The following is a 12,483-nucleotide window of genomic DNA, read 5'->3' as shown; positions in this document are numbered from 1 at the left end:
AACCAGGCGTTGATCCTACTGTTAAGCGTCAAGTCGCGGGGTGGGTGGGGCGGTCGCCGAATTGGACGGTACGCTGACGCCTCGCGAGCGTGCCACGGCCCCGCAGAGACGGCTCTATATATACGGCGCGCGAAGCGACAAAACGCCCAACGGATAGGGGGAACCGCCAGGTGAGCACGAGCACTGGCACCGGCTTTTGCCGGGTCACGGTCGCCGCGCCCGATGCACGGATCGACGTGGCACTGCCGGAGGACGTCGCACTCGTCGACATTTATCCGGAGATCCTGCGGCTCTCCGGGCAGTCCCAGGCGGAGGGCGCGCCCACCGGCTACCACCTCGTACGCCGCGACGGCACGGTCCTCGACGCCGGGCAGTCGCTCGCGCAGCAGCAGATCCTCGACGGCGACCTCCTGCTCCTGAAGCCGTTCGCCGAATCGCTGCCGCTCCCGGTCTTCGACGACGTCTCCGACGCCGTCGCCTCCGCGGTCAAGCGCAACCGCAACCGCTGGAGCGACGACCTCATGCACACCCTCGGCCTCAGCGCCGGTGTGCTGCTGCTCGTCATGATGGCGTTCGCCCTGTGGTTCTCGAACCCGGTGGACCGCGACATGCACCGCCTGCCCGGCATCATCGCCGGTGTCGTCGGCATCGTCCTGGTCGCCCTCGCCGGCGTCCGCGCCCGGGTCTACGACGACCACGGCTCCTCCATCGCCCTGGGCCTGTCCGCGCTGCCGCACCTGCTCATCGCCGGATCCGGCATCTTCCCGGTCGAGGAGGGCGCCGGCCCCGGCCGGCTGCACCTCCTCGTCGGCTGCGTGACCGTACTCATCGCGTCCGTACTGCTCGTGGTGCTGCTGCCGCGCGGTGACGCCCCCTTCGTCGCGGCCGCCTTCCTCTCCGCCATCGGCACCCTCGCGGTCTTCGCCGCGATCCTCACCGACGCCGAGCCCCGCGAGGTCGCCGCCGTCACCGCCGTCGTCGCCATCGCCATGGTCGCCTGGCTCCCCGGCCTCTCCGCCCGCTTCGCCCGGCTGCCCATCGGCTACCGCTCGCCCGACCAGATCGCCAAGGGCTCCCTGGACAACGGCGGCGAGACCGAGTCCGTCGACTTCATCAAGATCGGCAACCAGGCCAAGCGCGGCCACGAACTGCTGCTCGGCCTCGTCGCCGGCTGCTCCGCCCTCGTCGTCGGCTCCGCCGGTATCGTCCTCGGCTTCTCCGACAACATGTGGGCCCAGCTGCTCGCCCTGGCCGCCGGCATCACGATCATGCTGCGCGCCCGGCTCTTCGACTACACCGCGCAGGTCGCCTGCCTGACCATCGCCGGCATCCTGACCATCGTCCTGCTGATCCTGGGCATCGCCCTGCACCCGCCGCAGGACATCTTCGTCGACCTGCTGCAGTACCAGGACTCCGGCCCGCTGAACATCCGCACCGTCTGGTTCTCCAGCAGCATCGCGGTGGGCGCGGCCGTCCTCGTCGGCGTCGGCCTGGTCGTTCCCCGCAAGGGCGTCACCCCCTTCTGGGGCCGGATCTTCGACATCTTCGACGGCCTCGTGCTGCTGTCCCTGGTCCCGCTGTGCCTGGCGGTCCTCGACGTCTACAACACCGTGCGCGGCCTCACCGGCAACTAGCGCGGCCCCCGCTCACGGCCACGGCCCCCCGACCACCCGGTCGGGGGGCCGTTTCCAACTGGTACGCTGTGTGACGGCCCGGCCGAGTCATCCAAGGATTCCCTGTGAAGCAGACCAGGGACGCTCGACGGCCCCGACCCCAAGGAGTACCGCGTGTCGCTCGACGCCGCTACGAAGAAGCAGATCATGGCCGAGTTCGCCACCAAGGAGGGTGACACCGGCTCCCCCGAGGTCCAGGTCGCGCTGCTCTCCCGCCGCATCTCGGACCTGACCGAGCACCTCAAGACCCACAAGCACGACCACCACTCCCGCCGTGGTCTGCTGCTGCTGGTCGGCCAGCGCCGCCGCCTGCTGCAGTACCTGGCGAAGAAGGACATCCAGCGCTTCCGTGCGCTGGTCGAGCGCCTGGGCATCCGCCGCGGCGCGGCGGGCGCCAAGTAAGACGCCGTAGAGGGAGCGGTTCCCACCGGGGACCGCTCCCTTTGCCATACGCACCGGACTCCGTGCCCCCTCAAGGTGGACGGAAGCTTTGTACTCTGGTGCCATATCGCAAAAGTGAACGCGGTAGGAGCGCCTCCTGGCCGCCGGTCCTCGGTAGTGGCCCCCGGACGATCCATGGACACCATGCGCCATCACTCCGGGTGCTTCGATCGAAGACCGGCCCGCACCGGCGCTCCACCGAAGACGGTCTGCCGCCATACGGGCAGCAGACGCAGACGAGGAGATATTCCTGGTGGAGAACGAGACCCACTACGCCGAAGCCGTGATCGACAACGGTTCCTTCGGCACCCGCACCATCCGCTTCGAGACGGGCCGCCTGGCCAAGCAGGCCGCCGGCTCCGCCGTCGCGTACCTGGACGACGACACCATGGTGCTGTCGGCCACCACCGCCTCCAAGACCCCGAAGGACCAGCTGGACTTCTTCCCGCTGACCGTCGACGTCGAGGAGCGGATGTACTCGGCCGGTAAGATCCCCGGCTCCTTCTTCCGTCGTGAGGGCCGCCCCTCCGAGGACGCCATCCTCACCTGCCGCCTGATCGACCGCCCGCTGCGCCCGTCGTTCAAGAAGGGCCTGCGCAACGAGATCCAGATCGTCGAGACGATCATGGCGCTCAACCCCGACCACCTCTACGACGTGGTCGCCATCAACGCCGCCTCCTGCTCCACGCAGCTGGCCGGCCTGCCCTTCTCCGGCCCCATCGGCGGCACCCGCGTCGCCCTCATCAAGGGCCAGTGGGTCGCCTTCCCGACGCACACCGAGCTTGAGGACGCGGTCTTCGACATGGTCGTGGCCGGCCGGGTGCTCCCCGACGGCGACGTCGCGATCATGATGGTCGAGGCCGAGGCCACCGAGAAGACCGTCCAGCTGGTCAAGGACGGCGCCGAGGCCCCGACCGAGGAGGTCGTCGCCGCCGGCCTGGAGGCCGCCAAGCCGTTCATCAAGGTCCTGTGCAAGGCCCAGTCGGACCTCGCCGCCAAGGCCGCCAAGCCGGTCGGCGAGTTCCCGATCTTCCTCGACTACCAGGACGACGTCCTGGAGGCCCTCACCAAGGCCGTCAAGGACGAGCTCTCCCAGGCGCTGACCATCGCCGGCAAGCAGGAGCGCGAGACCGAGCTGGACCGCGTCAAGGCGCTCGCCGCCGAGAAGCTCCTGCCGGAGTTCGAGGGCCGCGAGAAGGAGATCTCCGCCGCGTACCGCTCGCTGACCAAGACCCTGGTCCGTGAGCGCGTCATCAAGGAGAAGAAGCGCATCGACGGCCGCGGCGTCACGGACATCCGTACGCTCGCCGCCGAGGTCGAGGCGATCCCGCGGGTGCACGGCTCCGCCCTGTTCGAGCGTGGCGAGACCCAGATCCTGGGCGTCACCACCCTCAACATGCTCCGCATGGAGCAGCAGCTGGACACCCTCTCCCCGGTGACCCGCAAGCGCTACATGCACAACTACAACTTCCCGCCGTACTCCACCGGCGAGACCGGCCGCGTCGGCTCCCCGAAGCGCCGCGAGATCGGCCACGGCGCACTCGCCGAGCGCGCGCTGATGCCGGTCCTGCCGACCCGCGAGGAGTTCCCCTACGCGATCCGCCAGGTGTCCGAGGCCCTCGGCTCCAACGGCTCGACGTCCATGGGCTCGGTCTGCGCCTCCACCATGTCGCTGCTGAACGCCGGTGTGCCGCTCAAGGCCCCCGTCGCCGGTATCGCCATGGGCCTGATCTCCCAGGAGATCGACGGCGAGACCCACTACGTCACGCTCACCGACATCCTCGGTGCGGAGGACGCCTTCGGCGACATGGACTTCAAGGTCGCCGGCACCAAGCAGTTCGTCACCGCCCTCCAGCTCGACACCAAGCTGGACGGCATCCCGGCGTCCGTCCTCGCCGCGGCCCTCAAGCAGGCCCGCGACGCCCGTCTGCACATCCTCGACGTGATGATGGAGGCGATCGACACCCCGGACGAGATGTCCCCGAACGCCCCGCGGATCATCACCGTCAAGATCCCCGTGGACAAGATCGGCGAGGTCATCGGCCCCAAGGGCAAGATGATCAACCAGATCCAGGAGGACACCGGCGCCGAGATCACGATCGAGGACGACGGCACCATCTACATCGGTGCCGCCGACGGCCCGGCCGCCGAGGCCGCCCGCGCCACGATCAACGGCATCGCCAACCCGACCATGCCGGAGGTCGGCGAGCGCTACCTGGGCACGGTCGTCAAGACCACCACCTTCGGTGCGTTCGTCTCCCTGCTCCCGGGCAAGGACGGCCTGCTGCACATCTCGCAGATCCGCAAGCTCGCCGGCGGCAAGCGCGTGGAGAACGTCGAGGACGTGCTCGGCGTCGGCGCCAAGGTCCAGGTCGAGATCGCCGAGATCGACCAGCGCGGCAAGCTCTCCCTCATCCCCGTGATCGAGGAAGAGGACGCCGCCAAGGAAGACAAGAAGGACGACGCCGCCAAGTGACGTCCCGTACGCAACGGACGACGGCCCGCACCTCCACGGAGGGGCGGGCCGTCGCCCGTACCCAAACGCTTCTCAAGGGCACCGCGGGCGCCGGCACGGTCCGCCGCACCACGCTGCCCGGCGGCCTGCGCATCGTCACCGAAACGCTGCCCTCGGTCCGCTCCGTCACCTTCGGCATCTGGGCGCACGTCGGCTCCCGCGACGAGACCCCGGCCCTGAACGGCGCCACGCACTACCTCGAACACCTGCTGTTCAAGGGCACCGAGCAGCGCAGCGCCCTGGACATCTCCGCGGCCATCGACGCGGTCGGCGGCGAGATGAACGCGTTCACGGCGAAGGAATACACCTGCTACTACGCGCGGGTGCTCGACACCGACCTGCCGCTCGCCATCGACGTGGTGTGCGACATGCTCACCGGCTCGCTGATCGAGGCCGAGGACGTCGACGCCGAGCGCGGCGTCATCCTCGAAGAGATCGCGATGACCGAGGACGACCCGGGCGACTGCGTGCACGACCTGTTCGCCCACACCATGCTCGGTGACACCCCGCTCGGCCGCCCCGTCCTGGGCACCGTCGACACCGTCAACGCCCTCACCGCGGACCGCATCCGCCGCTTCTACAAGAAGCACTACGACCCCACCCACCTCGTCGTCACCGCGGCCGGCAACATCGACCACGCCAAGGTCGTCCGCCAGGTCCGCCGCGCCTTCGAGCAGGCCGGCGCGCTCGACCGGACGGACGCCACCCCGGTCGCCCCGCGCTCCGGGGCCCGCGCGATCCGCACCGCCGGCCGCGTCGAACTGCTCAACCGCAGGACCGAACAGGCCCATGTGGTCCTCGGCGTCCCCGGCATGGCCCGCACCGACGACCGCCGCTGGGCCATGGGCGTGCTGAACACCGCCCTCGGCGGCGGCATGTCCTCCCGCCTCTTCCAGGAGGTCCGGGAGAAGCGCGGCCTCGCCTACAGCGTGTACTCCTACACCTCCGGCTTCGCCGACTGCGGCCTGTTCGGCGTCTACGCGGGCTGCCGCCCCAACCAGGTGGACGACGTCCTCAAGATCTGCCGCGACGAACTCGACGAGGTGGCCGCGCACGGCCTCAGCGACGACGAGATCCACCGCGCGATCGGCCAGCTGCGCGGCTCCACCGTCCTCGGCCTGGAGGACACCGGCGCGCTGATGCACCGCATCGGCAAGAGCGAGCTGTGCTGGGGCGAGCAGATGTCGGTCGACGAGATGCTCGCCCGGATAGCGGCCGTCACCCCCGACGAGGTGCGCGAGGTGGCCCGCGAGGTCCTGGGCCGGCGCCCCTCGCTGTCCGTCATCGGCCCGCTGAAGGACCGGCAGGCGGCCCGCCTGGACGACATCGTCGCCTAGGACCGGATCGTCGGGCGGGCCGCCCGCCGCCGTACCACCGAGAGAAAGACAGGAAACGATGAGCAAGCTGCGCGTGGCCGTACTCGGAGCCCGGGGCCGCATCGGCTCCGAGGCCGTACGGGCCGTCGAGGCCGCCGAGGACATGGAGCTGGTCGCCGCCCTGGGCCGGGGCGACAAGCTGGAGACGCTGGTCGAGAACGACACCCAGGTCGTGGTCGAGCTGACCAACCCCGCCTCCGTCATGGGCAACCTCGACTACTGCGTCCGGCACGGCATCCACGCCGTCGTCGGCACCACCGGCTGGACCGAGGACCGCCTCGCGCAGCTGCGCACCTCGCTCGCCGCGGCACCGCAGGCGGGCGTGCTCATCGCCCCGAACTTCTCCATCGGCGCCGTGCTCACCATGCGGTTCGCCCAGCAGGCGGCCCGCTTCTTCGAGTCCGTCGAGGTCGTCGAGCTGCACCACCCGAACAAGGCCGACGCCCCCTCCGGCACCGCGGCCCGCACCGCCCAGCTGATCGCCAGGGCCCGCGAGGAGGCCGGCTGCGCGCCGCAGCCGGACGCCACCACCACCGCGCTGGACGGTGCCCGCGGCGCGGACGTCGACGGCATCCCGGTGCACTCGGTCCGCCTGCGTGGCCTGTTGGCCCACCAGGAGGTCCTCCTCGGCGGCGAGGGCGAGACCCTCACGATCCGCCACGACTCCCTCCACCACAGCAGCTTCATGCCGGGCATCCTGCTCGGCGTCCGCCGCGTGGTGACCACCCCGGGCCTGACGGTGGGCCTGGAAAACTTCCTCGATCTGGGCTGAGGCCGGCAGTCATGGGCGGAAAGTTCACCTACTTCTTCCTCGCCACCGTCCTGGTGCTCGTCTTCGGCGTGGTGGCCATGGAGGGCGTACTGCTCCTGCTGACCGGCGAGCCGGCCGCCATGGGCATGGGCGCGGTGGCCTTCGTGCTGCCCTTCATCGGCGGCTGGTTCCTGTGGCACAACACCCGCTTCGCACGCAACGCCCACCGGCTCGCGGCCGTACTGGAGGCGGAGGGCGGCCTCCCGGCCGACGAGCTGAAGCGGACCCCCGGCGGCCGTATCGACCGGGACTCCGCCGACGCGGTCTTCGCCCGCCGCCAGGCCGAAACCGAAGCGGCCCCCGGCGACTGGCGCACCTGGTTCCGCCTGGCCGTCGCCTACCACGACGCCCGCGACACCCCCCGAGCCCGCAAGGCCATGCAACGCGCGATCACGCTGTACGAGACAGCTTCCCCGGCTTAGCCCGGAACACCCTGACCCCAACCCTTGCCGGTGCCCCCGCCGTCAAAGGGCCCGCCCGCCGCCCCCTCCGGCTCCGCGGTGTCTACCCCCGCCGGTACTCCGCCGCCCAGGCCTCCAGGACGTCCGCGGCGTGTACGAAGGACTCGGGGCGGCCGAGGAAGTCGCCGCTGTGGTCCGTGACCAGGGTGCGCAGGGGTTCGCCCTGGCGCCGTTCGATGAGCAGCGCCTGGCCCTGCACGGTCCGCGGCAGGCCGAGCCAGCGCACCGGCTGCTGGACCGTACGGACCGCCGCGATCGCGCTCCACGGTTCCGTGGTCGTCCGCAGCAGGTTCACCTGGCGCAGGCCCCGGGCGCTGACCCACACGCCGACCCGCAGCAGCCGCAGTGCCAGCGCGATCACCAGGGCGCCGATCGCCAGCACCGCGGCCGCCCCGGGCAGCGATCCGGCCATCGCAATGATCATCGCGGACAGCAGCACGAACGACGCGAGCAGCAAAAACACCGCCGCCGCCCCCACCCGCCACGGTCCCGGGAGGTAGGGACGGCGCCAGTGGTCCGGCTCGTCGTACGGCAGTGCGGCCTGTTCGGCGGCACCGTTGTCGAGGTGGCGGTCGGCCGTCAGGAAGGGCAGGGGCACGGCTGATCCTCACTGGTGGCTGCTCGGCATGCGGGGGCGTGCCGACGGAAGCTGTGACCGGTGAGGCTATCGGGACCGGCGGGGCGGAACCACTTGGTCCGCCCCGCCCCTGCCACTCAGTGGTGGGCGGCCTCGGACTGATGCACCCGATTGGAGGCCGAGCTGTCCTGCTGCAGCGCGGGAACGCCGAACAGCAGGGCACCGGCCAGGCCGCCGACCACTGTGAGCGTGATCAGGGACTGGCCGACGAGCTGCGTACGTGAGAGACGCGCACGCGGCGGGGGAGTGACATTGCTGCGGAACCGGTCTGCCTCTGCGACGAAGGCGAACGGGACGGGCTCGCGCCGGCGGAACATGAGGGGGCTCTCCTAGGAACCTCGTAGTGGGTACTGTCACAGGGATAGACGTTTGCGCCGCCCGTTTGGTGCCCGTTTTCCAAGACTTCTGTGAAAAAAATCAACTCCCGCTCGGTGCCCTGCTATAGAGCGTCCCTTTTGCGGCTAACGCGGCATCACGCCCCATTTACTGGACTGTCAGTGGCGGGCCGTAGGCTGGTCGCGCACGAGGATCGAACGGAAGGAACCGCCGGTGTCGCATACCCCCGCCGAGAGCGCCGAAAGCCCCGAGGCTGAAGCCGTCAGCTTCCGGAGCGAGGTGACGGTCGAGCTGGTCAAGCACAGCGCCGCGGACAGCGACGTGCTCTGGGCGGCCCGGGTCTCCACGGCCGGCGAGCAGTCCCTTGAGGAGCTCCAGAAGGACCCCGAGCGCTCCAAGGGCCTGATCAACTTCCTCATGCGGGACCGGCACGGCAGCCCGTTCGAGCACAACTCCATGACCTTCTTCATCAGCGCGCCGATCTTCGTCTTCCGTGAGTTCATGCGCCACCGCGTCGGCTGGTCGTACAACGAGGAGTCCGGCCGCTACCGCCAGCTGGAGCCGGTCTTCTACGTCCCCGGCGAGGCCCGCAAGCTCGTCCAGCAGGGCCGCCCGGGCAAGTACGAATTCGTCGAGGGCACCCCCGCGCAGCACGAGCTCACCGGCCGTGTCATGGAGGACTCCTACCGCCAGGCGTACACCGCCTACCAGGAGATGCTCGCCGCCGGCGTCGCCCGCGAGGTCGCCCGTGCGGTCCTCCCGGTCGGCCTGTACTCCTCGATGTACGCGACCTGCAACGCCCGCTCGCTGATGCACTTCCTCGGCCTGCGGACGCAGCACGAGCAGGCGAAGGTGCCCTCCTTCCCGCAGCGCGAGATCGAGATGGTCGGCGAGCAGATGGAGGCCCACTGGGCCAAGCTCATGCCGCTCACGTACGGCGCATTCAATGCGAACGGCCGGATCGCGCCGTAAGGCCCAGGCCGCGGGCCGGATGGCGAGGTGCGCGAGGTAGCCATGCGAGGTGTCCGGATTGCGGCATTTTGAGAAGTTCATCTACGCTGAACAGACGGACCCGGCACTGCTTGAACCCCCGAGCAGGCAGTGCCGGAGTCCACATCCCTGCTCCCCAGAGGCGCATCCCACGGTGAGCTACGAGTAGCGTGGGACCCATGGCTCCGACTTCCACACCGCAGACCCCCTTCGGGCGGGTGCTGACCGCCATGGTCACGCCGTTCACGGCGGATGGCGCTCTCGATCTCGACGGCGCGCAGCGGCTCGCCGCCCATCTGGTGGACGCCGGCAACGACGGCCTCGTCGTCAACGGCACCACCGGTGAGTCCCCGACCACCAGTGACGCGGAGAAAGCGCAGCTGGTCCGCGCCGTGGTCGATGCGGTGGGCGACCGTGCTTTCGTCGTCGCCGGAGCCGGTACGAACGACACCCACCACAGCCTGGAGCTGGCCCGCGCTGCCCAGGACGCCGGAGCCCATGGCCTGCTCGCGGTGACGCCGTACTACAGCAAGCCCCCGCAGGAGGGCCTGCTGCGCCACTTCACGGCCATCGCGGACGCCACCGACCTGCCGGTGATGCTCTACGACATCCCCGGCCGCAGCGGCGTCCCGATCAACACCGAGACCATCGTCCGGCTCGCCGAGCACCCCCGGATCGTCGCCAACAAGGACGCCAAGGGTGACCTCGGCCGCGCCAGCTGGGCCATCGCCCGCTCCGGCCTCGCCTGGTACAGCGGCGACGACATGCTCAACCTCCCGCTGCTCTCGGTCGGCGCCATCGGCTTCGTCTCCGTGGTCGGTCACGTCGTCACCCCCGAGCTGCGCGCCCTCCTGGACGCGCACCTCAACGGCGACGTCACCAAGGCCACCGAGATCCACCAGAAGCTGCTGCCCGTCTTCACCGGCATGTTCCGCACCCAGGGCGTCATCACGACCAAGGCCGCCCTCGGGCTCCAGGGCCTGCCCGGCGGACCCCTTCGCCTGCCGCTCGTCGAGCTCTCCCCCGAGGAGACCGAGCAGCTCACGCGCGATCTCGCCGCCGGCGGGGTACAGCTCTGATCAAAGACTTCACAACTGAATACGGACCAACAACCGCCTTATAGCAAGTGCACGAATGTCATGCGCGCCACGTGCCTCTACGGCAGCGTGGCGCGCGTGGTGAGGAGAGTCTTTTGAGTCATCCGCATCCCGAGCTCGGCGCCCCGCCGAAGCTCCCCAAGGGCGGCCTGCGCGTCACCCCCCTCGGCGGCCTGGGAGAGATCGGCCGCAACATGACGGTCTTCGAATACGGCGGCCGGCTGCTGATCGTCGACTGCGGAGTGCTCTTCCCCGAGGAGGAGCAGCCCGGAATCGACCTGATCCTGCCCGACTTCTCGTCCATCAGGGACCGCCTCGACGACATCGACGGCATCGTGCTCACGCACGGCCACGAGGACCACATCGGCGGCGTCCCCTACCTCCTGCGCGAGAAGCCGGACATCCCCCTCATCGGCTCAAAGCTGACCCTCGCCCTGATCGAGGCCAAGCTCCAGGAGCACCGCATCCGTCCGTACACACTGGAGGTCGCCGAGGGCGAGCGCGAGCGTCTGGGCCCGTTCGACTGCGAGTTCGTCGCGGTCAACCACTCCATCCCGGACGCCCTGGCCGTCGCCATCCGCACCCCCGCGGGCATGGTCGTGCACACCGGCGACTTCAAGATGGACCAGCTCCCGCTGGACCGCCGCCTGACCGACCTCCCGGCCTTCGCCCGGCTCGGCGAGGAAGGCATCGACCTCCTCCTCGTGGACTCCACGAACGCCGAGGTCCCCGGCTTCGTCCCGCCGGAACGCGACATCTCGGGCGTGCTGCGCCAGGTGTTCGCCAACGCCCAGAAGCGCATCATCGTCGCCAGCTTCGCCAGCCATGTGCACCGCATCCAGCAGATCCTCGACGCGGCGCACGAGTACGGCCGCCGGGTCGCCTTCGTCGGCCGCTCGATGGTCCGCAACATGGGCATCGCCCGCGAGCTGGGCTATCTGCGGGTTCCGGCCGGCCTGGTCGTCGACGTCAAGACCCTCGACGACCTTCCGGACGACGAGGTCGTGCTGGTGTGCACCGGCTCCCAGGGCGAGCCGATGGCGGCGCTGTCCCGCATGGCCAACCGCGACCACCAGATCCGCATCGTCCAGGGCGACACCGTCATCCTGGCCTCGTCCCTGATCCCCGGGAACGAGAACGCGGTCTACCGCGTCATCAACGGCCTCACTCGCTGGGGCGCCGACGTCGTCCACAAGGGCAACGCCAAGGTCCACGTCTCGGGCCACGCCTCAGCCGGCGAGCTGCTGTACTTCTACAACATCTGCAAGCCCCGGAACCTCATGCCGGTGCACGGCGAGTGGCGTCATCTGCGCGCCAACGCCGAACTGGGCGCCCTGACCGGCGTCCCGAAGGACCGCATCGTCATCGCCGAGGACGGTGTCGCGGTCGACCTGGTCGACGGCGTCGCCAAGATCGTCGGCAAGGTGCAGGCCGGCTACGTCTACGTCGATGGCCTGTCGGTCGGCGATGTCACCGAGACGTCCCTCAAGGACCGCCGCATCCTCGGCGACGAGGGCATCATCTCGGTCTTCGTGGTCGTGGACTCCAGCACCGGCAAGATCGTCGGCGGCCCGGACCTGCACGCCCGTGGCTCCGGCATCGACGACGCGTCCCTTGCGGGCGTGGTCCCCAAGATCGACGAGGCGCTGGCCAAGTCCGCCCAGGACGGCATTGCCGAGCCCCACCAGCTCCAGCAGCTGGTCCGCCGCGCGGTCGGCAAGTGGGTGTCGGACAACTACCGCCGCCGCCCGATGATCCTCCCCGTGGTCGTCGAGGTCTGACGCGCCGGCCCGTACGAACTCGTACGAAGGTCCCCAAGTCGGAGCGGGGCGCACGGATTTGCATCCGGGCGCCCCGCTCCAGTACGTTTACGGCTCCTCCTGAACGGGAAGCGCCGCACGCCTGTGCGTACGGACGCCCCTCCCCGCGAGGCGGAATTCCGACCAAGAGCAATCTGATAAAGTCGGATCAGCCGAAAGGCAAACCCCCTCCGACGGAAAATCGGACCGAATTCGAACCGGAAACGGCAAGGAATCGGATCTGATAGAGTCGGAACCGCGAAGAAGCCGAAAGGCCGAAACGCACCGGCGAAAATCAGGACCGCGAGGATCTGATAGAGTCGGAAACGCAAGACCGAAGGGAAGCG

At 69.6% G+C, this 12,483-nt stretch carries 11 protein-coding genes; 9 read left to right on the top strand and 2 right to left on the bottom strand.

Annotated features, from left to right (window positions below; genetic code table 11):
• The first annotated feature begins 170 nt into the window (after nucleotides 1-170).
• The 6 genes from eccD to AB0G35_RS24950 all read left to right on the top strand — a co-directional run bounded on the left by eccD (nucleotide 171) and on the right by AB0G35_RS24950 (nucleotide 7,238).
• On the top strand, nucleotides 171-1,634 hold the full coding sequence (gene eccD / locus AB0G35_RS24975) for a type VII secretion integral membrane protein EccD (RefSeq protein ID WP_360953586.1): 1,464 nt from the start codon (nucleotides 171-173) through the stop codon (nucleotides 1,632-1,634).
• A gap of 153 nt (nucleotides 1,635-1,787) precedes the next feature.
• Nucleotides 1,788-2,075 carry a 30S ribosomal protein S15 gene (gene rpsO, locus AB0G35_RS24970; RefSeq protein ID WP_360953583.1) on the top strand — a complete coding sequence of 96 codons (288 nt, stop codon included), beginning with the start codon at nucleotides 1,788-1,790 and terminating at the stop codon, nucleotides 2,073-2,075.
• A 292-nt stretch (nucleotides 2,076-2,367) separates the two neighbouring features.
• On the top strand, nucleotides 2,368-4,590 hold the full coding sequence (locus tag AB0G35_RS24965) for a polyribonucleotide nucleotidyltransferase (protein ID WP_360953580.1): 2,223 nt from the start codon (nucleotides 2,368-2,370) through the stop codon (nucleotides 4,588-4,590).
• Nucleotides 4,587-5,966, top strand: coding sequence for a pitrilysin family protein (locus AB0G35_RS24960; protein WP_360953577.1), 1,380 nt, complete (start codon nucleotides 4,587-4,589; stop codon nucleotides 5,964-5,966). The genes AB0G35_RS24965 and AB0G35_RS24960 overlap by 4 nt, the downstream gene beginning before the upstream one ends.
• Before the next feature lie 58 nt (nucleotides 5,967-6,024).
• On the top strand, nucleotides 6,025-6,777 hold the full coding sequence (gene dapB, locus AB0G35_RS24955; RefSeq protein WP_360953574.1) for a 4-hydroxy-tetrahydrodipicolinate reductase: 753 nt from the start codon (nucleotides 6,025-6,027) through the stop codon (nucleotides 6,775-6,777).
• 11 nt (nucleotides 6,778-6,788) lie between these two features.
• Nucleotides 6,789-7,238: a hypothetical protein gene (locus tag AB0G35_RS24950; RefSeq protein WP_360953571.1), complete on the top strand. Its 450-nt coding sequence runs from the start codon at nucleotides 6,789-6,791 to the stop codon at nucleotides 7,236-7,238.
• An 82-nt stretch (nucleotides 7,239-7,320) separates the two neighbouring features.
• On the opposite strand, the gene AB0G35_RS24945 is transcribed toward AB0G35_RS24950, so the two are convergent.
• Both AB0G35_RS24945 and AB0G35_RS24940 read right to left on the bottom strand, forming a co-directional pair.
• Nucleotides 7,321-7,875 (bottom strand): PH domain-containing protein, encoded by a 555-nt coding sequence (locus AB0G35_RS24945; RefSeq protein ID WP_360953568.1) that lies wholly within the window; start codon nucleotides 7,873-7,875, stop codon nucleotides 7,321-7,323.
• Between the two features lie 116 nt (nucleotides 7,876-7,991).
• Nucleotides 7,992-8,231, bottom strand: a complete 240-nt coding sequence (locus AB0G35_RS24940; RefSeq protein ID WP_360953565.1) for a hypothetical protein — start codon at nucleotides 8,229-8,231, stop codon at nucleotides 7,992-7,994.
• 232 nt (nucleotides 8,232-8,463) lie between these two features.
• On the opposite strand from AB0G35_RS24940, the gene thyX reads away from it, so the two are divergent.
• The 3 genes from thyX (at nucleotide 8,464) to AB0G35_RS24925 (ending at nucleotide 12,118) form a co-directional block, all read left to right on the top strand.
• A complete protein-coding gene (gene thyX / locus AB0G35_RS24935) occupies nucleotides 8,464-9,222 on the top strand; it encodes an FAD-dependent thymidylate synthase (protein WP_360953562.1) in 759 nt (252 codons plus the stop codon).
• Nucleotides 9,223-9,419: 197 nt separating this feature from the next.
• Nucleotides 9,420-10,319 carry a 4-hydroxy-tetrahydrodipicolinate synthase gene (dapA, locus tag AB0G35_RS24930; RefSeq protein ID WP_030417239.1) on the top strand — a complete coding sequence of 300 codons (900 nt, stop codon included), beginning with the start codon at nucleotides 9,420-9,422 and terminating at the stop codon, nucleotides 10,317-10,319.
• 113 nt (nucleotides 10,320-10,432) lie between these two features.
• Nucleotides 10,433-12,118, top strand: a complete 1,686-nt coding sequence (locus AB0G35_RS24925; RefSeq protein WP_360953558.1) for a ribonuclease J — start codon at nucleotides 10,433-10,435, stop codon at nucleotides 12,116-12,118.
• Nucleotides 12,119-12,483 lie beyond the last annotated feature (365 nt).

This window comes from Streptomyces sp. NPDC021749 (assembly GCF_040640655.1).
In the GTDB taxonomy this organism is placed as follows: Bacteria; Actinomycetota; Actinomycetes; order Streptomycetales; family Streptomycetaceae; genus Streptomyces.
Note: the sequence above shows the minus strand (reverse complement) of the source record. Positions and strands in the feature narration are given on the sequence as shown.

Coding starts and splice junctions, on each gene's coding strand:
- dapB (WP_360953574.1), top strand. CDS start 6,025: ATGAGCAAGCTGCGCGTGGCCGTACTCGGAGCCCGGGGCCGCATCGGC.
- AB0G35_RS24950 (WP_360953571.1), top strand. CDS start 6,789: ATGGGCGGAAAGTTCACCTACTTCTTCCTCGCCACCGTCCTGGTGCTC.
- AB0G35_RS24940 (WP_360953565.1), bottom strand. CDS start 8,231: ATGTTCCGCCGGCGCGAGCCCGTCCCGTTCGCCTTCGTCGCAGAGGCA.
- dapA (WP_030417239.1), top strand. CDS start 9,420: ATGGCTCCGACTTCCACACCGCAGACCCCCTTCGGGCGGGTGCTGACC.